Below are 26,725 nucleotides of genomic sequence, written 5' to 3'. Positions count from 1 at the left end.
CAGGTTGCCCCGCGCTGCCGTTCGACTTGCATGTGTAAAGCATGCCGCCAGCGTTCAATCTGAGCCAGGATCAAACTCTTCAGTTCAATCTCTGTTTGTTGGCATTTCTGCCACCCTGCCTTACGACAGGGGTCGCTCACTCAAAATACTGACCGTTATCTCATTGCTGAGACAACGTATTTCTTTTTTGTGAACATTTGATAATTTAAGTAATCAAAGACCGAGGTCTTTGGCACCTTCATCAAACGCCCACACTTATCGACTGTTAATTTTTAAAGAACTTATTCGGTACTGCCTTGCCGCATGTTGCGAATCGTTTTGTTCGCTGCAGCAGAGAAGAGAGATTATGCTGCAATCCTACAATCTCGTCAACCCCTTCTTTTCGCTTCACCTCAGATTTCTCTGTAGACCTTGCTCTCGTAACCACTTGATTACGTTAACATTTTCGGTCAGTGCCGAAGCGGAGGCGAACTATACCAAACCTGTCGTGCAGTCCGCAAGGGACTACAAAGAAAAGATTTTGTCCTACAAGAGCCAGTCGATCGGCAGCCAGCCCAGGCCATGTACCGCAGCCCTCTTCCACCAGGTCGTTCCGGGCTCGACGTCGTGCCGGATGATCTTGCCGTCGCGGCCTTCGAGCCAGTAGACATTGCCCTTCTCATCCAGCAGCACTTCATAGGCGCGCATCGGCAGGGTCTCGTCCAGCGTCTTACTCAGGCGATCGGCCAGCTCGACGCTGTCGATCACCATCCCCATTTCGGTATTCAAATGAATCGAGCGCTGGTCGAAGTTGAACGAGCCAACGAAGATCCGGTTGCCGTCCACGCCAAATGTCTTGGCATGCAGGCTCGCATCCGAACTGCCAAAGCCGGCGCCACTGCGCTTCTTCTTGCGGGATGGCTCATCGGTCGATGCACGACGCAATTCATACAGCGCCACACCCGCCTCCAGCAGCGGTTTGCGCCACTTGGCATAGCCCGCATGGACGGCAGAAACGTCGGTCGCCTCGAGCGAATTGGTGAGCACCCGGATTTTTGCGCCCTTCCTGGCCATCTCGATCATTGCGGCCACCCCATCCTTGCCCGGCACGAAGTACGGCGACACGAGGTCCAGATTGCGTTCCGGCTGACCGAACAGCACCGCGAGCCTGGCCGCAATATTCTCATCCGGCGAAGACTGGTCCAGTACCTTGGCCGGATCGTCGCTCAGGAAGCGCGCATGCGCCCATTCCAGCGGCAGCGTCCCGCTCATGACCTTGTTCAAGAATGCGGATTGGCCGATCGCATCCAGATAGGCTTTGGTCTCGGCATCGACCGTGGCCGGCGGCGGCGCCTTGACCTCCTTCACCATCAGCGTCAGCGGATAGGCGGACGGGCAGTTCCAATACAGGTCGAAATCCGCGGAAACTTCTTTTACCACCGGACCGGTAGCGATCACGTCGAGGTCGGCAAACGAGATATCGCCCGCTGCGCCAAAATACTCGTCGCCCACATTCCGGCCGCCGATGATCGTGGCCTTGTTATCGGCGGTGAACGATTTATTGTGCATGCGCCGGTTCATGCGCCAGAAATCGGCGACCATGCCGAGCGGGCGCATCGAGCGGATACCGTTCGGATTGAACAGCCGCACTTCGATCTGTGGATGGGCGTCGAGCTGGGCCAAGATCGCATCCAGACCACCCGTATTGTTATCGTCCAGCAGCAGGCGCACCCGCACGCCACGGTCCGCCGCCTTGCGCAAGGCGTTGAACATCAGCATGCCAGTCGTGTCGTTGCGCCAGATATAGTACTGAACGTCCAGACTGCGATCGGCTGCCTGCGCCAGCACGGCGCGCGCGGCGAACGCGTCGCGCCCATCAGGCAGGCTGTGAATGCCGACCAGGCCGGGATGCGCCGTGGTCAGCGGCAACAGCGCCTGGCCGAGCCGGGTGTTGTCGGTATCGGTCAGGGCCGTGCTGGCAACGCGGCCTTCGAGTGGTGGCAGCGTTGAGCAACTCGACAGCGTCAATGCGCCTGCAAGCAGCGCCGTTGGCAAGAGCAGCCATAATTTGGCGCGCTTCTTCATGGTTCAATGCCCTTCGAAATCAGGTTTGCGCTTTTCAAGGAAGGCCGACATGCCTTCTTTCTGCGCAGGGGTGCCGAAACCGGCATGGAAGTAGCGACGCTCGTAGGCCACGCCCTGGCTCAGCGTCATCTCATACGCCTGGTTGACGCAATCCTTGATCTGCATGGCAACCGACACGGGCATGTCGGCAATACCCTGGGCGATCTTGATTGCCTCGTCCATCACATCGGCCGCCGGGTACACGCGCGAGACCAGCCCGGTACGCTCCGCCTCGGCGGCATCGATCATGCGCGTGGTGAGCAGCATGTCCATCGCTTTCGATTTGGAAATGGCGCGAGGCAGGCGCTGGGTGCCACCGGCGCCCGGCGTCACGCCGACCTTGATCTCGGGCTGGCCGAACTTCGCGCTGTCGGCAGCGATCAGGAAGTCGCACATCATCGCCAGCTCACAACCACCACCCAGGCAATAGCCCGAAACCACGCCGATAACCGGCTTGCGGATGTCGAGGATGTGTTCCCAGTTACGGCCAATATAGTTATTGCCGTAGGTTTCCTGGTAATCGTACTGCGCCATGGCGGCGATATCAGCGCCGGCAGCGAAAGCTTTCTCGCTGCCCGTCAACACGATGACGTTGATCGCCGGATCCTGGTCGAACGCGCGCAGCGCCTTGCCCAGCTCGTTCATCATATTGTCGTTGAGCGCATTCATCGCCTTCGGACGGTTCAGCCGTACCACGGCAACCTTGCCGTGGTTCTCAATCAACAGGTCAGCATATTCCATGGGACACCCTCATCTGGTTGGATAGTATCGTCGCGATTGTAGCGCTTTCCGTGTACGTCAAGTAGAGCGCGCCGATCGGTCGACATGAATGCGACGCCGCTCATCACGGCCCTGCCGGCGGCAGCACGACCGGTAATTCCGGACAGCCCATGGCCTGGCAACTATTGGGCAATGTCCGCAACCAAGTCACCATCGACTCCACCGACACGGTCTGGATCCGTCCCTTCCAGCGCAAGCTGGACGGATGGTCGTCAAACGCGATATTCGCCTTCGAGATCCGTGCGCCCAGGCGCGTCATCGTGCCCAACGCCAGCTCGGTTGGCTGGTAATCGTTCGCCGCGAGCCAGGTCTGCGCCGTGGTGCGGGTCGTTGCCGCGCCCTCGGGCGCGATGGCGTAGGCCAGCATTTCCAGCACCCAGCCATTCGAATTCTGATAGCGCGTGCTGAACGGATAGGCAGCCAGGCTGTAGTGCGGCTCGTGGTAGTCGCGCGCCTTGTTGCCAAGCAGTGCGTTCTTGAGCCGGGCCTGGACGGCGGGCGCCAGGCGCCAGATCCCGGCCTGATAACGCACTGGTGCGTCAGAAAAGAAATTGATCAACCCTTCGTCGTACAGGGCCGACGTCGCCGTGCCACACGTATTGAGTTTGTGCACCACCGACCAAGCGCCGGCTGGATGCGTGCGCACGGCGAACGCCGCGTGCGAATAGGTCAGCCGGTAGGCCGACAGATCCTGCCCCACGCGCGCGATCAGAACGACTTCGTCGCCGATGCCTTCGAGCGCCGTGCGCGTGAGATCGGCCATCTGCATGCTTCGGACCAATAGCTCTGAAGAAGCGACCTGCTCCTCGCAAGGGGTTCCAGCCACAGCCGTCGACGCCGTCAACACCAGTGCGGCCGCAGCAACGGCGCGGCGCATCCTAGCTGCGCGGGCGTGAGTGGGCCATGCCGGTGCCTGGTTCGGCCAGCAGGGCGATGGTCGCCTTGCCTTTCTTGACAGCATAGCCAGCCTTGCCGACGGCTTCGATATCGATCCGGTCACCAGTCTTGAGTGCTTCGTTCTGCACGATCCGGGTCTGGATCGCCATATCGATTTTCAACTGCTGGTCGTCACTGCGTAGTTCCAGCGCAGTCTTGTCGCCCTCGGGCCGGACCGCCGCGACGCTCCAGCGCCTGGAGACGTCGATTGCAGCCTGCGAGCCTTCCGCCACTTTCTTCGCGCTCAGATAAACCACACTGAACGGCACCAGCAGCACGATGCTGCCCACTGACAGTACGGTATCGGAAGGGCCGGGCGCGGCGGCCTGGCTGGGCGCGGCGATGGCAGCGGCAAGGGTAATGGCAAGGAGGGAATGCAGACGCATGGATAGAACCTGTCAAAAATGAAAGCACCACCACGTCACCGCGCCTCACCACAGCGAAAAATTGCAACGTGGAAATTGAATCAAAAGTCAGAGTAGCCCGATTCCCCCATTAATGCAACGAAGGTTCACTTCGGCAACAACACCCACATCGTCCCGCGCTGCTTCATGAGTCCGGCATTTTCCGTCGCTTCGGGCCCGAAGCCGAAAAAGAAATCGGCCCGCACCGCGCCGCGAATTGCTCCGCCCACGTCCTGCCCCATCACCAGACGCTGCAGGGGCGCGCCATCCTTCGGCATTGTCGTCGACAGCCACACAGGCGCGCCCAGCGGCAGGATGGTGCGGTCGATCGCAATCGAGCGGCCCGGCGTGAGCGGCACATTGAGCGCGCCACGCGGCCCGACGCCCGGGTCGGCCACCTTGGTCTCCGTGAAGAAGATATAGCTCGGGTTCACATTCAACAGTTCCTGGCGCCGCGACGGATTCGCCGCAATCCAGGCCCGGATCGACTGGGCCGACACCTGGTCCGGCGTCATGATCCCCTGCTCCACGAACCAGCGCCCGATCGCTTTGTAGGGGTGACCGTTCTGGTCGGCATAGCCCACGCGCACCGTTTCACCGGTGTCGAGCTTGACGCGGCCCGACCCCTGCACTTCCAGAAAGAACGCATCCACCGGATCACTCACCCACAGCAACTCCTTGCCGCTCAATGGCGCGCGGTCGATGTCGGCGCGGCTCTGGTACGGGATCACGGTCTTGCCGGACAGCCGCCCACGCAGGCGCCGGTTCTGCAAATCCGGATAGATACTGCCCAGGTCGACCGTGACCAGATCGTCCGGCACCCGGTACAGCGGCGTCTGGAACGCCCCGCCCCGCTTGCGCGCGCCATACAGCATCGCTTCGTAATAGCCGGTGATCAGCCCGGTATCGGCGCCATCCGGATTGCGTACCTGATTCGGCACGAACCAGGTCTCGAAGAAACGGCGCACGGCTGCGACGTCCTTCGCGTCGACCGCGCCGGCCGCCGCGCACGGCGTCTTCCACGGCGCCTGGCGCGACGCCAGCGCGCTGCACGATTGCAGGAAGGCCGGCCAAGCCTGACGCACGTCGTCCTGCTGCCAGCCCGGCAGCGCGGCAAAGGTGGTGGGCGTGAGCGGTGCGGTCGGCGCGGTCGGCTGAACCGGCGGCGGCACTACCACCGGCCCGACCGGCGGCGGCATCGTGACCGGCGGCGGCGCGGAGGGCGCCGTGGGCTTCGGTTCGGTCGAACAGGCACTCAGCAGGCTGACGAGCGCGATCAGGACGGGTACACTGCGGCGTATTGTATACATGGGAACCATGGGGACCGATATGTGGATCTTGATGGTGGAAGCCGGCGTCGCGCTGTTCCTGTTCGTGTTCATCGTCTGGTGGACCATGTTCGCCGGCCGCAAAGACAGCGACCGGGACGGCGACGACGACACCCCCGCCCAGTAGGATCAGTGCAGGGAGCGCGGCGGCGACAGCACGAATTCGGGAATGGTCGCCTCGAAGCGATGGCCATCCTCGGCCACGCAGAAGTATTCGCCGCGCATCGAGCCCTGCGCGGTGCCCAGGTGCGTGCCACTCGTGTACTCGAACTGCTCGCCCGGCGCCAGCAGTGGCTGGTGGCCGACCACGCCCAGCCCTTTGACTTCCTGCATCTGGTTATTGGCGTCGAGAATCACCCAATGACGGGAAATGAGCTGGGCAGGAATGCTGCCGGTGTTCTTGATCGTGATCGTGTAGCTGAACACGAACTGGCTCCGGTCCGGGTCGGACTGCTCCGCCAGGTATTGCGTTCTGACGGTGACAGCGAAATCGTAGGCGGGCATCGAGGTTCCTTGCGTGATCGTGGACTCGGCCGCTGCGCCATTCGCAGGGGCCGGCGCGCCATGTGGCGCAAATAACAATCATACCGCCTGTGGCCGCCAAGCGCCGACGCGCCATGGCATCGCCAACGCTGGAGGCCGCAGCGCGACCGGCGTAGAATAGCGGATTCCCATCAAAACACGCACCGTCGCCCCATGACCACCTACCGCATCGCTCCCAGCATCCTGTCCGCCGATTTCGCCCGCCTCGGCGAAGAAGTGCGCAATGTCGTTGCCGCCGGCGCCGACATCATCCACTTCGACGTGATGGACAACCATTACGTCCCGAACCTGACCATCGGCCCGCTCGTCTGCCAGGCGATCCGCCCTCACGTGGACGTGCCGATCGACGTGCACCTGATGGTCAAGCCGGTCGACCGCATCATTCCAGATTTCGCCAAGGCCGGCGCCAACATCATCACCTTCCACCCGGAAGCGTCGGAGCACATCGATCGCACGCTGCAGCTGATCCGCGATCACGGTTGCAAGGCCGGCCTGGTCTTCAATCCGGGCACGCCGATGCACTACCTCGAGCATGTGATGGACAAGATCGACATGATTCTGATCATGTCGGTCAATCCGGGCTTCGGCGGCCAGTCGTTCATCCCCGAAGCACTCAAGAAAATCGCCATCGCGCGCCGCCTGATCGACGAGTCGGGCCGCGACATCCTGCTCGAAGTCGACGGCGGCATCAAGGCCGAGAACATCGCGGCCGCCGCCGCTGCCGGCGCCGACACGTTCGTGGCCGGCTCGGCCATCTTCGGCAAGCCCGATTACAAAGCCGTGATCGACGCCATGCGCGCCGAACTGGCCACGGTCGCACGCTGATGCGGGCCGGCGCAGCAGGTATCCGGGCCGTCATCATCGACCTCGATGGCACCATGCTCGACACGGTGCCCGATTTCGAGGCGGCGCTGAACGGCATGCGCCACGACCTCGGCCTGGCGCCCATCAGCCAGGCCATCATCAAGCCGCTGGTCGGCAAGGGCTCCGAAAAACTGGTGCGCGACGCGCTGCTGCTCGACTGGGATGCCGCGCAGGTCGATGCGGCGTACACCGACGCGATGGCCGGCTACCAGCGGCATTACCTGGCCATCAATGGCGATCGCAGCACGCTGTATGACGGTGTGCTGGACGGCCTGGCGGCGATGCAGACGCTGGGCCTGCGCCTGGTCTGCGTCACCAACAAGCCAATTGCCTTCGCACTGCCGCTGCTGGCCCAGAAAAGCCTCGCGCCGTATTTCGAGCACGTGTTCGGCGGCGACTCGTTCGCCAAAAAGAAGCCGGACGCCATGCCGATGCTGGGCGCCTGCGCTGCACTGGACATTCCACCAGCGCAGGTGGTGGCGATTGGCGACTCGTCGAACGATGCCGAAAGCGCCCGCGCCGCCGGCTGTTTCGTGTTGACTGTCCCGTACGGCTACAACCACGGCCGTCCTGTACAAGAAATTCAATCCGATGGTATAGTGGATTCGCTGCTGGATGCAGCATGCCGCATCGGCGCGCACAATGCAACGGCCAGCCTAACCAACTAACTTCTCTCACCATGTTTTTCACCAAAAAACTCACTGTCAACCAAACCGGCGCCCCTGAGGCCTGGGTCTGGCGACGCTGGCAATCCTGGGCTGACTAAGCCGTACCGATTGCTGCCGGGTGTGCGTGCGACTGCACGCCACCGGCGGGTTTTTTGAAGCACACCACCGCCCTCTTCCCCCGTGGCGGTCCGGAGAAAACATGACCGAACTCGAATTCAAGTCCCTGGCAAACCAGGGCTACAACCGCATCCCCCTGATCGCGGAAGCCTTCGCCGACCTCGAAACGCCGCTGACGCTGTACCTCAAGCTGGCGCAATCGCAGAACACCGGCAAGAACACCTTCCTGCTCGAATCGGTGGTGGGCGGCGAACGCTTTGGCCGCTACTCGTTCATCGGCCTGCCGGCCCACACGCTGCTGCGCACGACCGGCAACCTGACTGAGATCGTGAAAAACGGCGAAGTCATCGAATCGCACGAAGGCAATCCGCTCGACTTCATCGAGCAATTCCAGGCCCGCTTCAAGGTGGCGCTGCGCCCTGGCCTGCCGCGCTTTTGCGGTGGCCTGGCCGGCTACTTCGGCTACGACACGGTGCGCCACATCGAGCACAAGCTGGCCGCGACCACCCCGCGCGATGAACTGGGCCTGCCCGACATCCAGCTGATGGTGACCGAAGAGCTGGCGGTGATCGACAACCTGTCGGGCAAGCTGTACCTGATCGTGTACGCCGACCCGGGCCAGCCCGAAGCGTATTCGCGCGGGCGCCAGCGCCTGAAAGACCTGCGCATGATGCTGCGCCGGAGCGTGGACGCGCCGGTCACGTCGGCCTCGGTGCGGACCGAATCGGTGCGCGACTTCAGCAAAGAGGATTACCTGAAGGCCGTCGCCAAGGCCCACGAATACGTGATGGCCGGTGACCTGATGCAGGTGCAGATCGGCCAGCGTATCCGCAAGCCGTACGTCGATTCGCCGCTGTCGCTGTATCGCTCGCTGCGTTCGCTGAACCCGTCGCCATACATGTACTACTACAACTTCGGCGACATGCAGATCGTCGGCTCGTCGCCCGAAATTTTGGTGCGCAACGAGACGCTGCCCGAGGGCGGCCGCAAGGTCACGCTGCGCCCGATCGCCGGCACGCGCGGACGCGGCGCCACGCCGGAACGCGACGCCGCGCTGGCCGCCGAACTGCTGGCCGATCCGAAGGAAGTGGCCGAACACGTGATGCTGATCGACCTGGCGCGCAACGATATCGGCCGTATCGCCGATACCGGCAGCGTCAAGGTCACCGACCGCATGGTCATCGAAAAATACTCGCACGTGCAGCACATCGTCTCGAACGTCGAGGGCAAGCTGAAAGACGGCATGTCGAACCTCGACGTGCTGCGCGCGACCTTCCCGGCCGGCACCCTGACCGGCGCGCCGAAGGTGCGGGCGATGGAAGTGATTGACGAACTCGAGCCCGTGAAGCGCGGCATCTACGGCGGCGCCTGCGGCTACCTGAGTTTCGGCGGCGAGATGGACGTGGCGATCGCGATCCGCACCGGCGTGATCAAGGACGGCAACCTATACGTGCAGGCCGCCGCCGGCATCGTCGCCGATTCGATCCCCGAGATGGAATGGCAAGAGACCGAACACAAGGCGCGCGCCGTACTGCGCGCGGCCGAGCAAGTGCAAGATGGCCTGGATGGAGAGTTCTGACATGCTGCTCATGATCGACAACTACGACTCGTTCACCTACAACATCGTGCAGTATTTCGGCGAACTGGGTGAAGACGTGCGCACCGTGCGCAACGATGAAATCACGCTCGAAGAGATCGCGGCCATGAAGCCCGACCGCATCTGCATCTCGCCGGGCCCGAAGGCGCCAAAGGATGCCGGCATCTCGCTCGACGTGCTGCGCGAATTCGGCGGCAAGCTGCCAATCCTGGGCGTGTGCCTCGGCCACCAGGCCATCGGCGAAGCATTTGGCGGCAAGGTCATTCGCGCCAAGCAGGTCATGCACGGCAAGACGTCGACCATCGCGCACATCGGCGAAGGCGTGTTCCAGGACCTGCCGAGCCCCTACACCGTGATCCGCTACCATTCGCTGGCGATCGAGCGCGCGTCACTGCCGGCCTGCCTCGAAGTAACGGCATGGACCGACGACGGCGAGATCATGGGCGTGCGCCACAAGACGTTCGACATCGAGGGCGTGCAGTTCCACCCCGAGTCGATCCTGTCCGAGCACGGCCACGCGCTGCTGAAGAACTTCCTGACGCGCTGATGCGCCCATGCATGCGCGCCGCATCCGGCGGCGCCATGCCCAAACCACGTTTGCACACTGGACCCATCATGGCGATCACCCCACAAGAAGCGCTGCTGCGCTGTATCGAACACCGCGAAATCTTCCACGACGAGATGCTGTCGCTGTTCCGCCAGATCATGTCGGGCACGATGTCGCCGACCATGGTCGCGGCGCTGACCGTCGGCCTGCGCGTGAAAAAAGAAACCATCGGCGAAATCACCGCCGCCGCGCAAGTGATGCGCGAGTTCTCGACCAAAGTGCCGATGGCCGACACCACGGGCCTGCTCGACATCGTCGGCACCGGCGGCGACGGCGCCAACACCTTCAATATCTCCAGCGCGGCGATGTTCGTCGCTGCTGCTGCCGGCGCACGCGTGGCCAAGCACGGCGGCCGCAGCGTCTCTTCGTCGTCCGGCAGCGCCGACCTGATCGAAGCGTTCGGTGCCCACATCGACCTGACGCCCGAACAGATCGCGCAATCGATCGCGCAGACCGGCATCGGCTTCATGTTCGCACCGAACCACCACGCGGCGATGAAGCACGTGGCCCCGGTGCGGCGCGAGCTGGGCGTGCGCAGCATCTTCAACATCCTGGGCCCGCTGACCAATCCGGCCGGCGCGCCGAACATCCTGATGGGCGTGTTCCACCCCGACCTGGTGGGCATTCAGGTGCGCGTGCTGCAGCGCCTGGGCGCCCAGCATGCGGTCGTGGTTTGGGGCCGCGACAATATGGATGAAGTCTCGCTCGGTGCCGGCACCATCGTCGGTGAACTGGTCAACGGCGAGATCCGTGAATACGAAATCCATCCGGAAGACTTCGGCCTGCAAATGGTCTCGAGCCGCAACCTGAAAGTGGCCAACGCCGAAGAATCCAAGGCACGCGTGCTCGAAGCCCTGCGCGGCGAGCCCGGTCCGGCGCACGACATCGTCGCGCTCAACGCCGGCACTGCCCTGTATGCCGCCGGCGTGGCCGACTCGATCGGCGCAGGCCTGGAGCAGGCGCGCGCCGCCATCGCCTCGGGCGCGGCGGTCGCCAAGCTCGAACAGTTCGTCCAGGTCACGCGCCAGCTCGGCGCGGCCAACTGATACCGAAAGCACCAGCATGTCCGACATCCTCGACAAGATCCTGGCCGTAAAGGCCGACGAAGTGGCCGCTGCGCGCAAGCACCGCGATCTGTATAGCCTGCGTAATGAGGTGGAAAGCGATGGCGAAGCGCGCCGCAGCCTGCGCGGCTTCGAGCAGGCCTTGCGCGCGAAAATCGCCGCGGGCCAGGCCGGCGTGATCGCCGAAGTCAAGAAAGCCTCGCCATCGAAAGGCGTGCTGCGCGCCGACTTCCAGCCGGCCGCGATCGCGCAGAGCTACGCCGAACATGGCGCCGCATGCCTGTCGGTGCTGACCGACGTGAACTTCTTCCAAGGTTGCGCCGACTATCTGCGTCAGGCGCGCGCCGCCTGCGATCTGCCGATCCTGCGCAAGGATTTCATGGTCGATCTGTACCAGGTCTATGAAGCGCGCGCGATGGGCGCCGATGCGATCCTGCTGATCGTGGCAGCGCTTGACCACGGCCTGATGGCCGAACTGGAAGCCTGCGCGCTGGAGCTGGGGATGGATGTGCTGGTCGAAGTACACGACGGCGCGGAACTCGACGCCGCCCTGCAACTGCGTACGCCGCTGGTGGGCATCAACAACCGCAACCTGCGCACGTTCGATGTCACGCTCGACACCACGCTCGGCCTGCTGCAAGCGATTCCGCCAGAGCGCTTGGTGGTGACCGAATCGGGCATCCTCGGCCCGCAGGATGTACAGCGCATGCGCGACGCCAACGTGCACGCGTTCCTCGTTGGCGAAGCCTTCATGCGCGCTGAAAACCCGGGTCAGGAACTGGCGCGCCTGTTTGCCTGAAACGTTGAACGCTTAACGCACATTGCACGGCGCAGGCGCCGCGTGGCAGCCATCATGCTGCGTACGCGTCGTGCAGCGCTTGCAGAACCGGCGGTTGCGCAGGTGCGCGTAGAGCAGCATGAAACCGCTGAGGACAGCGACGGCTGCTTCGGCATGCTCGCCCAGCAGCGGGCTGACGATGAACACTGCCGCCAGAAACAGCGCCAGGCCCGCGCAGCCGATCAGCAGCGTTGTCTTGTCACGGTGCCGCAGATAGCCGGGCACCAGCGCCAGCAGCACCGGCAGCGTGATCGCCGCGATCAGCGTGTCGTGGAAGGTGTCATGTGCGTGCGCGAGCCCCAGCATCGGAAACGCCAGGATCACGAGCGGCATCGCCAGGCAATGCAGCAGGCACAGGACGGATGCCGTCATGCCGGCGATATCGCCGAATTTGATCAGTGCAGTTTTGGTCAGAGCGTTCTTGCCTGGGTGGTTCATAGCCCTGTTCCCATCATCATTAGAATATAATGATAACCCATTATCGTTAGCGATTCAACGCGCATGATGAATCGTGCATGCGATATCAGGCCCCAAACGACAAACGGCGCACGGCAAAATCTGCCGTGCGCCGCTGTGGGCCCTGCGGTCAACGTCAGAACATCACGCGAATCCCTGCCGTGATATTGCGACCGGTCAGCGGCGCCGCATTCTTGATGAACGACGTGTGGCTGAACGCCAGTTCGTCGGTCAGGTTATTCAGGCGCGCATAGAACTGCGTCGGCACGCCGCCGATGCGGGTCGAGTAGTGAGTACCGACATTGAGCATGTTGTAGCCGCCCGTTTCGGTCTCGTACTCGGCCAGCTTGTCCTGCTTGCCGACGCGGTACAGCTCGAACATGCCATGCCAGCCATTCCAGTCGCCATCGAACTTCACGCCGATGCGGCTGGCCGGGATGCGCGGCAGGTTGCGGCTGCCGTCACCACCATCGAAACGGGCGCGCACGTAGTCGCCGAACACGGTCGCGCTCAGGCTGGACGACAGCTTCTGGCGGATTTCGCCTTCCACGCCGGTGAACAATGCGTCACGCTGCGTGTACTGCACCAGCTGGAAGCCGTCCTGGCTGTCCAGCGTGCGCGCATAGATGTAGTTATCGACCTTGTTGCGGAACGCGCTCACCGAGAACGTCGTGTCGCCATCGAACTTGCGCAGCGTGAGGTCGACGTTGTTCGAGGTTTCCTTGTCCAGGTCCTGGTTGCCGATCTCGTAGGTGGACGTGGCCAGGTGGGCGCCGTCCGCATACAGTTCCTCGGCGGTCGGCAGGCGATGGCTGCGCGAGAGCGACGTGCCCAACGAATAGCCCGGCGTGAGCTTCCACACCGCGCCGACCGATGCCGACGTGCCGCGCGCATCGGTGTTCAGCAGGCCCGGTGCATCGACCTCGATATCCTGCCACTCGTGGCGCAGGCCAGCCTCGAAGCGCCAGTCCTGCAGCTTGTATTCCTCGGTCAGGAACGCCGCATGCTTTTTCGTGAGGGTCGGCGGCACGTACGCTTCTTCGCCCAGCGCCGAGAAATCGCGGCGCGTGGTCTGCAGGCCGAACACGCCGCGCACGCCGGCAATCGGCGCGTGCACCGCCTCGAGGCGGGCATCGATGCCCTTGTTGCGGAACGACGTCGAGACCACGTTCTCTTCCAGCTCGTCATGAACGTACTCGGTGAACGAGGCGCGCATGCGCACACGCTCGATGCCGGCCACCGGATTGCGATACTCGCCGCGCACGTCCCAGCGCTCGCTGTCGAGTTTCACGACCGGCACGTCACTGTGCTCGTGCTCATGCTCGTCGCCATGGCCTTCTTCCTCGTGGTCATGGCCCTCTTCTTCTTCATGGCCGCCACAGTGCAGCTGGATACCATGCGGATGGCAGCCTTCGAATTCGTGGTTGTGGCCCGGGATGCCGTATTCGGTGCGCTCTTTCGTGAAGGCGGCGCCGAGATAGCCGTTCTTGCCGATCCACGACAGGCCGACGGTGCCGGTCTCGCCTTCCTTGTAGCTGCCCAGCACGCGGCGGCCGTCGACCCAGTCCTTGCCGACGCGGTAGTCGCCCGCATCGCGCTTGACGCCTTCCAGGTGCAGCGCGACGTTGCTGCCGGCGGCCGTGGTGAATTCGAACGCGCCCGTCTTTTCGCGCGCGGCCGAATTGGCGCGGATTTCGGCACTGCCTTCCAGGCCGTTTTCCGGCATCACGGTCGGCACCTTGCGGTCGATGATGTTGACGACGCCGCCCACCGCGCCACCACCGTAGGCCAGCGCCGACGGGCCGCGCAGCACTTCGATGCGTTCTGCCAGCACAGGTTCGAAGGCGACAGCGTGATCGGGGCTGATGGTCGAAGCATCCTGGATCTCCGCGCCGTCCGACAAGATTTTCACGCGCGGGCCATCCATGCCGCGGATCACCGGGCGGCTGGCGCCGGCGCCGAAGTGGCTCGACGTGATGCCCGGCTGGTGGGCCAGCGTTTCGCCCAGCGTCGATTCACGCGCGCGCACCAGCTCTGCGCCGCCGAGCGACGTCACCGGCGTGATCATGTCGTCGTGCACCACGCCCAGCGCGCTGGCCGACACCACCACGGTCGGGACGCTGTCCGGATCGGCCGCCATGCGGCCCGTCGTCGTCTGGGCATGGACGGCCAGCGGCGCGCCGAAGGCCAGCATCAGCGCCAGGGTCAGTGGCGTGCGCTTGCAGGTGAAATGCGACATGGTGGAATCCTTGGTGATGAGATGAACGGCGGTGGCTAGTCACCGGACGCGGACGCGTCTATTGATAAGCCATTATCATTAACGTCGAGATGATAGGCCATTATCAATAAGGATTCAACCCCCTTCTGGCCGAAGGGTCGCGCTTTCAGGTATTCTTCGGCTATGCAACGCAATACACGCCAAAAATCAGCCATCCTGCACGCGATCGAGCATGCGCGCCGCCCACTGTCGCCACAAGAGATCCTGGCGGAAGCCAGTCAGGCCGTCAGCCAGATCGGCATGGCCACGATCTACCGCAACCTCAAGTCGCTGGTGGACGACGGCGCGCTGAAGGTCGTCACACTGCCGGGCGACGGCGCCCGCTACGAATCGACCAGCGTGGCCGAACACCATCACCACCACTTCCAGTGCACCAACTGCCAGCGCGTGTTCGACGTGCACGCGTGCCCGGGCGACATCGACCACATGGCCCCGAAAGGCTTCAGCGTCGAGCGCCACGAACTGACGCTGTACGGCCGCTGCGCCGATTGCATCAACGCCTGACGCCAACAGCAGCGCGGCCCGTCGAGGGCCGCGTCATCGTTCTTATTTACCCAGCACGTTCAGGACCGCCAGCGTCATCGCCTGGGCGCTCGTCTTGATCGACGGCTCCGGCACCGGCGCATAGAACGGAGAGTGGTTGAACGCGATCGGCTTGCCGCCGACCTGTTCGGCCGCGGCGACATCCTTCGGGTCATACACGCCGGTAAAGAAGAACATCGACGGCACGCCTTCGTTCGCGTACAGCGAAAAGTCTTCGCTGGCCGTCATGGCCGGCATGCGATGGGCCTTGTCGGCGCCGAACGCTTCCTTGAACACCACCTCGGTCTTGTTGACCAGCTCCGTGCTGTTGACGATCGCCTGCCCACCGCCGCCGATCTGCATCTCGGGCTTCGGTGCGCCAGCCATCGCGGCCGACCCTTCCGCCACGCGGCGCACGCCCTCGAGCAGCTTGGCCCGTACCTGCGGGCTGTATGAGCGGATGGTGCCACGCACCTGCACGCTGTCGGGGATGATGTTGCCCACCGTGCCGCCCTGGATCGAACCGATGGTGACGACGCCGAATTCCTTCGGGTCTTTCTCGCGGCTGACGACCGTCTGCACATCGACGACGAAGCGCGCCGCAATCGCGATCGGATCGACGGTCTTGTCGGGCGCCGAACCATGGCCGCCACGGCCCTTGAAGGTGATCTCGAGCGAGTCGGAATTGGATGACACCGGGCCGTCGTTGTAGCCGATCGTACCGTACGCCAGCGGCCACGAATGCAGCGCGAATGCGTAGTCCGGTTTCGGAAAGCGCTTGAACAGGCCATCGTCCAGCATCGCCTTGGCGCCGGAGACGATCTCTTCGGCCGGCTGGCCGATGAACACGAGCGTGCCCTTCCACTGTCCTTTCAGTTCAACCAGCGTGCGCGCGGTGGCGAGCCAGCTGGTCATGTGAATGTCGTGGCCGCAGCTGTGGGTCACGAAACTGTCGCGACCTTCGCTGGTGGCGCGAGCGCGGCTGGCGTACGGCAAGCCGGTTTTTTCTTCCATCGGCAAGCCATCCATGTCGGTGCGCACCAGGACCGTGGGGCCGGCGCCGTTCTTGAGCACCGCGACGATGCCGGTCTTGCCGACCTTCTCAGTGACGGTGAAGCCGAGTTTGCGCATCTCGGCGGCCAGCTTGCCGGCGGTGCGCACTTCCTGGAACGCGATCTCGGGATGCGCGTGCAGGTCCTTGTAGATCGTGTCGAGCCACGGATACATGGCGTCCACGCGCGTGACGACATCGTTCTTGAGCGGTGCGGCCGGTTGGGCCAGGGCGGAAGTTGCGGACAGTGCCAGGAGCGGCGCACAGGCTGCGGCGGCGATGCGGGTCAGGATCGGCATGGGCTCTTGCGGTCGTGTTGAACAGACCACAACGATAGCATGCTGCAATGCGATATGGTACGGGCGGCGGGTCGTGCCGCCGCCCGCCTCGGCTAGACGGCGCTCGGCCGCTTGAGCGCTGCCGGCTTGCGCCCTGCCACTGCCTGCGACAGCGTGATGACCGGCACCCGGTCACCCTGCAGCGTGACGTCGAACGCCATCAGTTCATCGCGCCGGAACGCGTGCACCGGCACCCGGTCGCCGACGCGATAGCGCGCCAGCAGCGCATCGACATTCGATGGATTGCCGTTCACGCGCAGCCCGTCGATCGCGATGACCACGTCGAGGGCCGACAAGCCGGCCATATGCGCGGCGCCGCCTTCGTGCACCTGCGTGAGCTTGGCGCCCAGCGGATCGCGTCCGATGCCGGCGTCGAGCGAGGCCTTGCCGGTCTTGCGCTCGTCGACCAGCTTGACGCCGAACGGCGCATACAGCTTGGCCAGCGGCAGGTCTTCGACGCCGCGCACGTAACGCTCGAACAGGTTCCTCAGTTTCAGGCCGCTGACTTCATCGAACAGCGCTTCGACTTCGTGCTCGGTCACGCCGCGCCCGACGCTCGGATAAAAGTCGCGCCCGTAACGCTCCCACAGCGCCAGCATCACGTCGTCGAGCGACTTCGCCCCGCCCGTCTTGGCACGGATCGTCAGGTCGAACGCCAGCGCAATCAGCGAACCCTTGGTGTAGTAGCTGATGATCGCATTGGGCGAATTCTCGTCCTGACGGTAGTACTTGCTCCAGGCGTCGAAGCTCGACTCGGCCACGCTCTGCTTCAGGCGCCCGCTGCCGCGCAGCACGCCGCACATGGTCTTGGCCTGCAATTTGAAATACGTCGTTTCGCCGATGATCCCGGCGCGCACCAGCATCAGGTCGTCGTAGTAGCTGGTGAAGCCTTCGAACAGCCACAGAAGCGGCGTGTAGTTCTCGACCTGCAGGTCGTACGGCGCAAACACCGCCGGCTTGATGCGCTTGACGTTCCAGGTATGGAAGTACTCGTGGCTGCACAGGCCCAAAAACTGCAGATAGCCTTCGCCCGGTTCGCCGGTTTTCTGGTTTGCGGTGGTGGGCAGATCGGCGCGCGCGCAGATCAGCGCAGTCGAAGCGCGGTGTTCCAGGCCGCCGTAACCGTCGCCCACGGCCATCGTCATGAACACGTAGCGCTCGAGCGGCGCGCGTTTGGTCAGTGGTTCGAAGAACGCGATCTGGGTTTCGCAGATGGCTTTCAGGTCGGCCTGCAGGCGCGCCATGTCCAGGTTCGGCACGCGACCCGTGATGACGATGTCGTGCGGGATGCCGTGCGCCTCGAAGGTTGCGAGCTCGAAGTTGCCCATCTCGACCGGGTGGTCGATCAGCTCATCGTAATTGGCCGCGCCATAGGTGCCGAAGCCGTAGCGCTTGGCGCCCGCTTCTTTCATCGAGGTCGCCACGCGCCAGGTGCGGGCCGCCGCATCGGCTGGCCGCTGGATGTCGACCTGGTGCGCCGTCGCCTCTTGCCCCACCACGCGCAGGAACACGCTGGTGCCGTTGAAGAAGCCATGGGTCTGGTCCAGGTGCGCGGCGCGCACCGACAGGTCCCACGCGTACACCTCGTAGTGCAGCGTCAGCGGGCCGGCGCCAGCGCCGTTGCCTGGCGCTGCGCGCCACGTGTGCTTGTCGAGTTTTGTCAGTGCCACCGCGGCCCCGGCCTGCTCGGCGCGGATGCGCACAATATTGCGCGCGAACTCGCGGATCATGTAGCTGCCCGGGATCCAGGCCGGCAGCGCAAAGGTCTGCCCGTCAGGATCCGGATTGGCCACCGTCAGCGTGACGTTGAACAGGTGACCTGCCAGGTCCCGCGGGACGATGGTGTAGAAAATTGCGCTCTGTTTTTTTTGCGATGGCTTTTTCATGATCTGGGGTTGGTCTCGGGTCGCACCGTATGGACAATAGTGTAAGCGGATTCAGTCAGGCAGATCGCCCTGGGTATCGATGTCGCGCAGGATGCCGGGGTCGGGCACGGCAATCGTGGTCACCGGGCTGCTCGCGAGCAGGCGGCGCGCACCCTGGTCGCCGTCCAGCGCCAGCAAGGCGGCGTGATGGATCGCGCCAAACGCGACCGGATTGCCACGGCGGCCATCGAACAGCGGCGCCGCGATCCCGGCGCCGTCATCAATCGCACGCACCAGCGCCTGCAGCGTCGCGTCGGCCACGAACGGCATGTCGCCCAGCGCCACGAGCCAGCCGCCATGCGTATCAAGAGGCGCATGGCGGATCGCATGCGCCAGCGACAGGCCCATGCCGCTGTCGGCATCCGGGCACACGGTGACAGTGCAGCCAAGCGCGCGCAGCGCATCGGCCACGCCACCATCGCGTGGTGGCACCACCGCCACCACGCGCGGCAGCACCGCCAGGAGCTTGCGGGCGCTGGCCACGACGACGAAGTCGCCGCCCGGCAAGCGCTGGAGCAGCTTGTTGCGTACACCGGCCGGATCGAAACGCCGGCCGCGCCCTGCGGCTAGCAGGATGCCGGTGAGCGTGATGCCCTCGCGCGGCGGCACGCCGGTTACTTCCCGGCCTTGCCTTCGAGCGAATCGAACTTGCCTTCGAGCGCCTTGAGGTCGATCGCGCCCGGGATGCGCGAGCCGTCGGCAAAGAAGATCGCCGGCGTGCCCGTGATGCGCAGCTTCTGGCCCAGCGCGAGAACCTTCTCGTTCGGTGATTCGCACGCGGCCGGCGTGGTTGGCGGCACCTTGCCGGCGATCATCCAGTCGTCCCAGGCCTTGTTGCGGTCGGACGCGCACCAGATGTTCTTCGACTTCACCGACGAATCCTCGGACAGGATGTTGTACATGAAGGTGTAGATCGTGACGTTGTCGATCTCCTTGAGCGTGGTCTGGCGCAGGCGCTTGCAGTAGCCGCAGTTCGGATCCTCGAACACCGCGATCACGCGCTTGCCGTTGCCCTTGACCTGCTTGAGCGCCATCTCGAGCGGCAGGTCGGAGAACTTGATCTTGTTGACTTCATCGATGCGTTCGCGCGTGAGATTGCGCGAGCTTTTCACGTCGTACACCTGGCCGATGACGAGGTACTCGCCCTTTTTGTCGGTGTACAGGATGTCACCCGCGACGCGCACTTCGTACAGGCCCGAATATGGAGTTTCCTTGACCGACTCGATCTTCGCGCCGCTCAGGCGTGGCTCGAGCGCCTTCTTGATGGTCGATTCGACGTTGGTCTGCGCATCGACGCACGATGCGAGAAGGCCAGTCGCCAGCAGGACGGCGATCTTCATTTTAAGCATGCTTGTATTCCTCAGCGTGTAATTCTCAGATTGATGACTTGCCCATGGCATGGGCCATCAGGCGCCGCTTCAGTGCCGGCATGTTATTGAGCAGGTTCAGGCCGATATTCCGGACCACGCGCAGCGGTTCCAGGTTCGCGCCGAACAGGCGTTCGAGTCCATCGGTGGCCAGTTGCATCAGCAGCACCTCTTCCTTGCGCTTGCGGGCATAGCGGGCCAGCACCCGCTCATCACCGATGGCGCGCCGCTCTTCGCGGTCACGCACGATGGCCAGCAGGTCGACGATGTCGCCAAACCCCAGGTTCATCCCATGGCCGGCCAGCGGATGCACGGCGTGCGCCGCATCGCCCACCAGCGCCACGTGCGGCGCCACCATCGCATGCGGCTTGATCAGCGCCAGCGGCACGGCGGCCACGGCGTCGGGCTGCAACGGGCGCAGCGTGCCCAGTTTGTCGTCGGCATATTCGCCCAGCCGGATCGCCAGCTCGCCCAGCGACTCTTCCATCAGCGTGGCGGCCAGGGTTTCCGGCGCCGACCACACGAGCGAGACGCGGTTGCCCGACAGCGGCAGCAGCGCGATGATGCCGTCCGAGCCGGTGAACCACTGGTGCGCGACGCCGTGGTGCGGCTTGTCGCAGGCAAAGTTGGTAACGATGGCGCTCTGGTGATACATGCGGTAGTCGACGCCGATATCGCACTGCCCGCGCACCCACGATTCGCGTCCGTCCGCGCCGACCAGCAGCGCGCACTCGACACGGCGCCCGTCTTCGAGGCGCACGGCGGCGCCGCTGTCGCTGCAGGTCAGTTCGCAGGCGCGGCCTTCGACCCGCTGCACGTTATGTGCGAAGCGGAGCGCGGCATCGAGCGCGCCGTTCAGGTTCTGGTCTTCGACAATCCATGCAAGCGTGCCGACCCGGGCGCCGAAAGCATCGAAGCCCAGGCTGCCGCCATCGGCGCCGTCGCCGTGCACGTCCATCGCATCGACCGGGGCAACGCGCGCCATGTCGAGGGCATCCCAGACCTTCAGTGACACCAGCAGATCGTGCGCCGTGTGGTTGAGCGCATACACACGCACGTCCCACGGTCGCTCGGCTGCCGGCGCAGTTGCTGCAGCGGGCGCCTGCCGGGCCGGCGGCGCCAGCAGCGTCACGCTGTGGCCGGCCTGGGCGAAGCCGAGGGCTGCCGTCTTGGCGATGGCGCCATTGCCGACGATGCAGACGTCGGTCCGGATGGTAGAGGTCGTGGGCGTGGTCATGAAGGCATTATAGCGATATGCCGGTGCCGGAGGCCGGGCGGCGGGTTCGCGCCGTCGCAGGTGAGCGGGACAGGCAGCTCAGCCGGACCGCGACGCACAGACCACGTTTGTGCTGCCGCGCGCGCAAGAGGACTTGCGCAACTGAAAATCGATGGCTATAATCGTGCCTCTCTTGGCCTGGTAGCTCAGTTGGTAGAGCAGAGGATTGAAAATCCTTGTGTCGGTGGTTCGATTCCGCCCCGGGCCACCAAGAATTCAGCAACACGTAAAAACGCCACCACCGAGTGGCGTTTTTGCATTCCAAGGCCACTCATGCATACGCTTCCACCCTGCCCCCTCTGCCAATCGGCCTACACCTATGACGACGGCGCCGGCCAGTACGTCTGCCCGGAATGCGCGCACGAGTGGCCGATCGCGGGCGCAGCTAGCACCGAGACCGCGCGCGTCTACAAAGATGCGTCGGGCAACATCCTCCAGGACGGCGATACCGTTACCGTGATCAAGGACCTCAAGCCAAAGGGTTCGGGCGGCGTGATCAAGCAGGGCACCAAGGTCAAGAACATCCGCCTGGTCGACGCCGACCACGATATCGATTGCAAGATCGATGGCTTCGGCGCCATGAGCCTGAAGACGGAGTTCGTGCGCAAGGTGTAATGGCGTGGCGCTATAAACCATGCGACACCATTGTGGCTTTGTCATTATTCTGGGAGCCTTCAAGATCACAAGAGGTTCCCATGTTTGCCAAGCCATCGTTCCTTGCTGCGTGCGCCACGCTCGCCCTCTCCGGCCTGTGCGCCGGATCGGCGTTGGCTGCTGAGGCCGCCAAGCCATTGCAGCCGATCGAATCGCTCGCGGTGCCCCGCTACATGGGTGTCTGGTACGAAATCGCCAAGTTCCCGAACGAGTTCCAGAAAAAATGCGTGGGCGACACCAGCGCGACCTACAACCTCGACAAGGACGGCCGGGTCAAGGTGATCAACCGCTGCCGCACGGCCGACGGCAAGGTCGATACCGCCGAAGGCGTCGCGCGCCAGCCGGGCGCGGCCACGTCGCCCAAGCTCGAGGTGCGCTTCGCACCGGCCATCCTGTCCTTCATCCCGATGGTGTGGGGCGACTACTGGGTGATCGATCTGGACAACAAGTACCAGCTCTCCGCCGTGAGCGAACCCAAGCGCGAATACCTGTGGATCCTGTCGCGTACGCCCCAGGTCGCCCCGGCCGAATACAACGCCTTGCTGGCACGCCTGAAGGCCCAGGGCCTGGACACCTCGAAACTCGTGCTCACGCCGCATACGATGGCGCCGCAATCCGGGCAGTAACAGTCTGGTAAAGCGATCCGTCATGCGCGCTGCCCTCTTCGGGCTCGGCCTGCTGACATCGATCGCGCCAGCCTGGGCCCAGCCGCTTGCCGGTGATCCGCTGGCAGCACTGATCAATGCCTACCGCGCCAACCCGGCCGATTGCGACGGCGTACCCGTCGCGCCGGTGACGCCGCTGGTCGCCGAGCCGGCCCTGGCGCAGATCCGGATCGGCTTCGGGACTTTCATCGAATCAGCACTGGCGCAGGCCGGCTACCCCGTCGATGGCGCGGACTCGGTCGACGTTACCGGTCCGGAAGACGCCGTGGCCGCCATGCGCGTGCTGCAGCAGAAATATTGCAAGGTGCTGCGCAGCGAACGATTCTCGGCCGTGGGCAGCTACCGCGAAGGCACGACCTGGACCGTCGTGCTGGCCCGGCCGGCACCGCCCTTGCCATCGACCACCTACCCGGACTGGCGCGACGCAGGCCGTGCCATCCTCGAGGCAGTCAATCTTGCACGCGCCAGCGCCCGCATGTGCGGCGAGCGCGCATTTGCGGCGGCGCCGCCCTTGCAGTGGAACGCGGTGCTGGGCGAGGCCGCGCTGGCCCACAGCCTCGACATGGCCACCCGCCGTTACTTCAACCACTACGCGCAGGACGGCAGCGACCCGGCCGATCGCGCCACGCGCGCCGGTTACCGCTGGCACCGCTTGGGCGAAAACATCGCCTTCGGCCAGCACTCGCCACAGGAAGCGGTCGACGGCTGGATCGACAGTCCGGGCCACTGCGCCAACATCATGCAAGCGGACTTCACCGAGATGGGCGCGGCCTATGGCGTCACGGCCGACCGGCAAGCGGGCATCATCTACTGGACCCAGGTGTTCGGCACGCGGCGGTAAAGTGCCCCGCTTTCGACCCTGGTTCCGAACCCGGGTGCGCCCTGCACCACTCCGCTTCGGCTAGACTTGCCTGCACCATGACCCTGATCGCCACGCAACCACACCTCGGCCTTGTCTGCATCACCGTCTCGAAAGAGGTGCGGTATCGCACGATCACGCGCAAGCGCCTGCTCGACCTGTCCGAAGACGGCCAGCAGCGCGCGCTGGAAGACATCTACCGCGACAATATCCAGACGCTCGACAACGCGCTGCGTTACTGCGAGCGCGAAGGCATCAGGCTGTACCGGATGCCGTCATCGATCTTCCCGTTCGCCGACGAGCCGTTCGGCCTGGCAATCCTGCAGAAGTTCAAGGAAACGCTGGGCCGCTCGGGCCGGCGCGCAACGGAACGTGGCATCCGGCTTGTGATGCATCCCGATCAGTTCGTGGTGCTCAGTTCGGATTCGGAAAACGTCGTCGCCAACAGCGTCAAGATCCTGCAGATGCACGCCGACATCATGGATTTGCTGGAGCAACCGCGCTCGCCTTGGGCGCTGCTGGAAATCCACGGCGGCAAATCCGACCGCGAAGACCAGTTGGTGGCCCGCATCGCCGAACTGCCCGAAGCGATCCGCAGCCGCCTGTGTCTGGAGAATGACGAATACGCCTACAGCGCCGACGAGATCCACGCCGTGTGCGTGCGCGCGGGCATCCCGATGGTATTCGACGCCCACCACCACATCGTCCATGAAAAGCTCGACAGCTACGACCACCCGAGCGTGGCCGCCACGCTGGCCAAGGCCCGCGCGACCTGGCCGGATCCGGCGCACCAGCTGGTGCACATTTCGAACGGGCGCGAAGGCTTCAACGACCGCCAGCACTCCGACCTGATTTCGGTGATGCCGTCTTCCTACCTGCAGGCGCCCTGGATCGAGATCGAGGCCAAGCACAAGGAAGACGCGATCCGTGGCCTGCACGGCTGGTGCGAGAAAGTCACGCCCGCCGTGGCGTAGTCGTTCAGCTGGCGTGCAAGGCTGACACGCTTTCCAGCCACGGCGTCAGCACATCCGCCAGCGCCTGCGGCGCTTCAATCGGGATCATGTGGCCGCTGTCGCCGATGACGGCAAACGTGGACCCGGCAATCCCCGCATGCAGTTCCTGCGATTCTTCCAGACTGCGCAAACGATCCTGACTGGCCGCGACGATCAGCGTCGGGCAGCGGATCTGATCCAGCAGATGCAGGTCGCCGGGCCGCTCGACCATCGACTGGTTGCGAAACGCCTCCGCCCCCAGCCGCACGCCCATCTGGCGCACGCGCTCGATCAGCGCCTCGTCGCCCGCACGTGCAGGATGCAGCGACGTGGCGATTGCCGTGCGGCTCAGGCCCGCGAACGACACCGACGGCGTTGAGCGCGCCACCGCGCGCTTGCCCTGTTTGACGGCATCGGTATCGGGCCGGGTCGACGTGGCGATCAGGGCCAGCGCTTCGACCCGTTCGGGCGCCTGGCGCGCGATCTCGCGCGCGACGTAGCCGCCCATCGAAAAGCCGACGAGGATGAACGACGGCGGTGCATCGCGCAGCACGCGCGCGGCCATCGCTTCGAGCGACGTGTCGTGGCGCAGGTCGGCATGCACGAGCGGGCCAAATGGCGCGAGCGGCGCAAGCAGATCGGCCCACAACGTGTCATCGGCCATGTAGCCGGGTACCAGCAGGATCGTCATCGCTTGACGATCAGGTATTGCGCATCTGCGCCTGCGACACATTGCTGCCCGGCGGGACGCTCTGCGTGAGCCAGACATTCCCGCCGATGGTCGACCCGGCGCCGATAGTAATCCTGCCCAGGATGGTGGCGCCGGCATAGATGACGACGTCGTCCTCGACGATCGGATGCCGTGGAATGCCCTTGACGAGGGCGCCACTGTCGTCGACCGGGAAGCGCTTGGCGCCCAGCGTGACCGCCTGGTACAGGCGCACGCGCTCGCCGAGGATGGCGGTTTCACCAATTACGACGCCGGTGCCGTGGTCGATGAAGAAGCTGCCGCCGATCTGCGCGCCCGGGTGGATGTCGATGCCGGTGAGCGAGTGGCCGATATCGGCCACCACGCGCGCCAGGAACGGCACGCCCAGGCGCGTCAGGCAATGCGCGATGCGGTGGTACAGGATGGCGATGGTGCCGGGATAGCACAGCATGATTTCCGCCACCGAGGTGGCCGCCGGGTCGCCTGCGAGCGCGGCCTGCACGTCCGACACCAGCAATGCACGCAAGTCAGGCAGGCGGGCCGCGAACTCGCGCGTGATCGCGCGGGCACGCTCGGCCAGCACGAGGTCTTCACGCTGGGCATCTGCACCGGACGCGTCGGACGGCGCCGCCGGCGAGAAGCGCAGCGCGCGCCGCACCTGCTCGACCAGCCGGTCAAGCGCCACATTGAGCGTATCGGCGACGTAGTAGTCGATGCTCTCGTCGTTCAGGTCGGGGCGCCCGTAATGCGTGGGGAACAGCGCGGCCGACAGGCCGTCGACGATCTGGCGCAGCACCTCGCGCGACGGCAGCTCGCGCACGCGGCCCTGGTGCCGGATATTGTGGGTCGACTCGCGCGACGTGCGCAGTGCATCGATGACGGGACCAAGGTGCCACTGCACCGATCCACCTTGGTATGGGAGTTCGCTGTTCATTTGCCGAGCCTAGCGGGTTTGCATAGTGATGCCACGATTTTATGGGTATTTCGGCAAGCGCGTTTGTCGGACTACTTTTTCGCCGGGTCAGCAGATCGAGAACGGCAACAGCTGACCTTGCCGAGCAGCAGTTTCTGAGGCAACATCAGCACTCGCCCAGCCACTTGTATTGATTGCAACCATGAACCTGCCTTCCCACCAGCTCAGCATGACAGTGCTGATGACGCCCGACACGGCCAACTTCTCCGGCAACGTGCACGGCGGCACCATCCTGAAACTGCTCGACCAGGCAGCCTACGCCTGCGCCAGCCGCTACGCCGGGCGCTATGTGGTGACGATGAGCGTCGACCAGGTGACCTTCCGCCAGCCGATCCACGTTGGTGAACTGGTGACCTTTCTGGCCGCAGTGAACTTTACCGGCCGCAGCTCGATGGAAATCGGGATCAAGGTGATTGCCGAGGACATCCGCAGCAAGGCCGTGCGGCACGTGAACAGCTGCTTCTTCACAATGGTGGCGGTGGGCGACGACAAGAAGCCGGCCTCGATTCCGCCGCTGGTACCGTCGACACCGGATGAAGTGCGCCGCTTCGAGGAAGCCAAAGGCCGGCGCGACCTGCGCCTGGCGCTCGAGCGGGATCATGCGCAGCGCATCAGCAGCAAGGGTTGAGGATCGGCGCGGGAGGATTGTCTGCTTGCCACAAACGCTGCTATAATTGCGCGCTCTTGGCCTGGTAGCTCAGTTGGTAGAGCAGAGGATTGAAAATCCTTGTGTCGGTGGTTCGATTCCGCCCCGGGCCACCAAGAATTATTGAACAAAACGCCAACCCTCTGCGGTTGGCGTTTTTGTTTG

The 26,725-nt window shown here is 64.2% G+C and carries 28 protein-coding genes, 2 tRNA genes and 1 rRNA gene; 15 read left to right on the top strand and 16 right to left on the bottom strand.

Annotated elements, in window-relative coordinates; genetic code table 11:
• The 6 genes from AC56LW_RS17450 to mltA all read right to left on the bottom strand — a co-directional run.
• Positions 1-86 (bottom strand): 16S ribosomal RNA (locus tag AC56LW_RS17450); the annotation flags it as partial.
• Positions 87-525: 439 nt separating this feature from the next.
• Positions 526-2,064, bottom strand: coding sequence for a phospholipase D family protein (locus tag AC56LW_RS17445; RefSeq protein WP_499636369.1), 1,539 nt, complete (start codon positions 2,062-2,064; stop codon positions 526-528).
• Positions 2,065-2,067: 3 nt separating this feature from the next.
• A complete protein-coding gene (locus AC56LW_RS17440; protein WP_499636367.1) occupies positions 2,068-2,844 on the bottom strand; it encodes an enoyl-CoA hydratase in 777 nt (258 codons plus the stop codon).
• Between the two features lie 103 nt (positions 2,845-2,947).
• Positions 2,948-3,646 (bottom strand): DUF2145 domain-containing protein, encoded by a 699-nt coding sequence (locus AC56LW_RS17435; protein WP_499636365.1) that lies wholly within the window; start codon positions 3,644-3,646, stop codon positions 2,948-2,950.
• Positions 3,647-3,761: 115 nt separating this feature from the next.
• Positions 3,762-4,205, bottom strand: coding sequence for a hypothetical protein (locus AC56LW_RS17430; protein ID WP_499636364.1), 444 nt, complete (start codon positions 4,203-4,205; stop codon positions 3,762-3,764).
• A 125-nt stretch (positions 4,206-4,330) separates the two neighbouring features.
• Positions 4,331-5,533, bottom strand: coding sequence for a murein transglycosylase A (gene mltA / locus AC56LW_RS17425; protein WP_499636363.1), 1,203 nt, complete (start codon positions 5,531-5,533; stop codon positions 4,331-4,333).
• A gap of 19 nt (positions 5,534-5,552) precedes the next feature.
• Here mltA and AC56LW_RS17420 point away from each other — a divergent pair, with 19 nt between their 5' ends.
• Positions 5,553-5,678 carry a hypothetical protein gene (locus AC56LW_RS17420; RefSeq protein WP_499636362.1) on the top strand — a complete coding sequence of 42 codons (126 nt, stop codon included), beginning with the start codon at positions 5,553-5,555 and terminating at the stop codon, positions 5,676-5,678.
• Between the two features lie 2 nt (positions 5,679-5,680).
• Here AC56LW_RS17420 and apaG read toward each other — a convergent pair whose 3' ends face one another.
• A complete protein-coding gene (apaG, locus tag AC56LW_RS17415) occupies positions 5,681-6,055 on the bottom strand; it encodes a Co2+/Mg2+ efflux facilitator ApaG/CorD (RefSeq protein ID WP_183553774.1) in 375 nt (124 codons plus the stop codon).
• Between the two features lie 192 nt (positions 6,056-6,247).
• On the opposite strand from apaG, the gene rpe reads away from it, so the two are divergent.
• The 6 genes from rpe to trpC all read left to right on the top strand — a co-directional run bounded on the left by rpe (position 6,248) and on the right by trpC (position 11,810).
• Positions 6,248-6,919, top strand: coding sequence for a ribulose-phosphate 3-epimerase (gene rpe / locus AC56LW_RS17410; protein WP_183553776.1), 672 nt, complete (start codon positions 6,248-6,250; stop codon positions 6,917-6,919).
• The gene (gph, locus tag AC56LW_RS17405; protein WP_499636361.1) at positions 6,919-7,626 is read left to right on the top strand and encodes a phosphoglycolate phosphatase; all 708 of its coding nucleotides are present in this window, start codon (positions 6,919-6,921) and stop codon (positions 7,624-7,626) included. The genes rpe and gph overlap by 1 nt, the downstream gene beginning before the upstream one ends.
• Before the next feature lie 199 nt (positions 7,627-7,825).
• Positions 7,826-9,322: an anthranilate synthase component I gene (trpE, locus tag AC56LW_RS17400; protein ID WP_332530441.1), complete on the top strand. Its 1,497-nt coding sequence runs from the start codon at positions 7,826-7,828 to the stop codon at positions 9,320-9,322.
• Between the two features lies 1 nt (position 9,323).
• Positions 9,324-9,887, top strand: a complete 564-nt coding sequence (locus tag AC56LW_RS17395) for an anthranilate synthase component II (RefSeq protein WP_183553782.1) — start codon at positions 9,324-9,326, stop codon at positions 9,885-9,887.
• Between the two features lie 68 nt (positions 9,888-9,955).
• Entirely contained in the window at positions 9,956-10,993 is a 1,038-nt protein-coding gene (gene trpD / locus AC56LW_RS17390; protein WP_482897248.1) for an anthranilate phosphoribosyltransferase, read from the top strand.
• Positions 10,994-11,009: 16 nt separating this feature from the next.
• Positions 11,010-11,810, top strand: coding sequence for an indole-3-glycerol phosphate synthase TrpC (trpC, locus tag AC56LW_RS17385; RefSeq protein WP_499636360.1), 801 nt, complete (start codon positions 11,010-11,012; stop codon positions 11,808-11,810).
• A 12-nt stretch (positions 11,811-11,822) separates the two neighbouring features.
• Here the strand turns inward: trpC and AC56LW_RS17380 are convergent, their stop codons facing one another.
• Together AC56LW_RS17380 and AC56LW_RS17375 are read right to left on the bottom strand one after the other, a co-directional pair.
• Positions 11,823-12,287, bottom strand: coding sequence for a MerC domain-containing protein (locus AC56LW_RS17380; protein WP_183553788.1), 465 nt, complete (start codon positions 12,285-12,287; stop codon positions 11,823-11,825).
• A gap of 154 nt (positions 12,288-12,441) precedes the next feature.
• Positions 12,442-14,544, bottom strand: coding sequence for a TonB-dependent receptor domain-containing protein (locus tag AC56LW_RS17375; RefSeq protein WP_499636358.1), 2,103 nt, complete (start codon positions 14,542-14,544; stop codon positions 12,442-12,444).
• A 162-nt stretch (positions 14,545-14,706) separates the two neighbouring features.
• On the opposite strand from AC56LW_RS17375, the gene AC56LW_RS17370 reads away from it, so the two are divergent.
• Entirely contained in the window at positions 14,707-15,087 is a 381-nt protein-coding gene (locus AC56LW_RS17370; protein WP_332530446.1) for a Fur family transcriptional regulator, read from the top strand.
• Between the two features lie 42 nt (positions 15,088-15,129).
• Here the strand turns inward: AC56LW_RS17370 and AC56LW_RS17365 are convergent, their stop codons facing one another.
• The 5 genes from AC56LW_RS17365 to AC56LW_RS17345 form a co-directional block, all read right to left on the bottom strand.
• Positions 15,130-16,455 carry an amidohydrolase gene (locus AC56LW_RS17365; RefSeq protein WP_499636356.1) on the bottom strand — a complete coding sequence of 442 codons (1,326 nt, stop codon included), beginning with the start codon at positions 16,453-16,455 and terminating at the stop codon, positions 15,130-15,132.
• 92 nt (positions 16,456-16,547) lie between these two features.
• On the bottom strand, positions 16,548-18,380 hold the full coding sequence (locus AC56LW_RS17360) for a M61 family metallopeptidase (protein WP_499636355.1): 1,833 nt from the start codon (positions 18,378-18,380) through the stop codon (positions 16,548-16,550).
• A gap of 51 nt (positions 18,381-18,431) precedes the next feature.
• Positions 18,432-19,028, bottom strand: a complete 597-nt coding sequence (locus AC56LW_RS17355) for a nucleotidyltransferase family protein (protein ID WP_499636353.1) — start codon at positions 19,026-19,028, stop codon at positions 18,432-18,434.
• Positions 19,029-19,033: 5 nt separating this feature from the next.
• Positions 19,034-19,768, bottom strand: coding sequence for a DsbC family protein (locus tag AC56LW_RS17350; protein ID WP_258837381.1), 735 nt, complete (start codon positions 19,766-19,768; stop codon positions 19,034-19,036).
• A 25-nt stretch (positions 19,769-19,793) separates the two neighbouring features.
• A complete protein-coding gene (locus tag AC56LW_RS17345) occupies positions 19,794-21,023 on the bottom strand; it encodes an FAD-dependent monooxygenase (RefSeq protein WP_499636351.1) in 1,230 nt (409 codons plus the stop codon).
• 174 nt (positions 21,024-21,197) lie between these two features.
• Here AC56LW_RS17345 and AC56LW_RS17340 point away from each other — a divergent pair.
• From AC56LW_RS17340 to uvsE, 5 genes are all read left to right on the top strand, one after another.
• Positions 21,198-21,273 (top strand) — tRNA-Phe (locus AC56LW_RS17340).
• Between the two features lie 62 nt (positions 21,274-21,335).
• On the top strand, positions 21,336-21,677 hold the full coding sequence (locus AC56LW_RS17335; RefSeq protein WP_499574384.1) for a zinc ribbon domain-containing protein YjdM: 342 nt from the start codon (positions 21,336-21,338) through the stop codon (positions 21,675-21,677).
• Between the two features lie 80 nt (positions 21,678-21,757).
• The gene (locus AC56LW_RS17330) at positions 21,758-22,342 is read left to right on the top strand and encodes a lipocalin family protein (protein WP_499636349.1); all 585 of its coding nucleotides are present in this window, start codon (positions 21,758-21,760) and stop codon (positions 22,340-22,342) included.
• Positions 22,343-22,364: 22 nt separating this feature from the next.
• Complete coding sequence (locus AC56LW_RS17325) at positions 22,365-23,222, top strand: CAP domain-containing protein (RefSeq protein ID WP_499636347.1); 858 nt, start codon at positions 22,365-22,367, stop codon at positions 23,220-23,222.
• A 77-nt stretch (positions 23,223-23,299) separates the two neighbouring features.
• On the top strand, positions 23,300-24,214 hold the full coding sequence (uvsE, locus tag AC56LW_RS17320; RefSeq protein WP_499636345.1) for a UV DNA damage repair endonuclease UvsE: 915 nt from the start codon (positions 23,300-23,302) through the stop codon (positions 24,212-24,214).
• 4 nt (positions 24,215-24,218) lie between these two features.
• Here the strand turns inward: uvsE and AC56LW_RS17315 are convergent, their stop codons facing one another.
• Positions 24,219-24,923, bottom strand: a complete 705-nt coding sequence (locus AC56LW_RS17315) for an alpha/beta fold hydrolase (RefSeq protein WP_499636343.1) — start codon at positions 24,921-24,923, stop codon at positions 24,219-24,221.
• Between the two features lie 10 nt (positions 24,924-24,933).
• Positions 24,934-25,875, bottom strand: a complete 942-nt coding sequence (gene epsC, locus AC56LW_RS17310) for a serine O-acetyltransferase EpsC (protein ID WP_499636341.1) — start codon at positions 25,873-25,875, stop codon at positions 24,934-24,936.
• A 181-nt stretch (positions 25,876-26,056) separates the two neighbouring features.
• On the opposite strand from epsC, the gene AC56LW_RS17305 reads away from it, so the two are divergent.
• Both AC56LW_RS17305 and AC56LW_RS17300 read left to right on the top strand, forming a co-directional pair.
• Positions 26,057-26,542, top strand: a complete 486-nt coding sequence (locus tag AC56LW_RS17305) for an acyl-CoA thioesterase (protein WP_258837374.1) — start codon at positions 26,057-26,059, stop codon at positions 26,540-26,542.
• 58 nt (positions 26,543-26,600) lie between these two features.
• A tRNA-Phe gene (locus AC56LW_RS17300) sits at positions 26,601-26,676 on the top strand.
• The last annotated feature ends 49 nt before the right edge of the window (positions 26,677-26,725 follow it).

The sequence above is a fragment of the Telluria sp. LT2P80 genome, from assembly GCF_059685955.1.
Note: the sequence above shows the minus strand (reverse complement) of the source record. Positions and strands in the feature narration are given on the sequence as shown.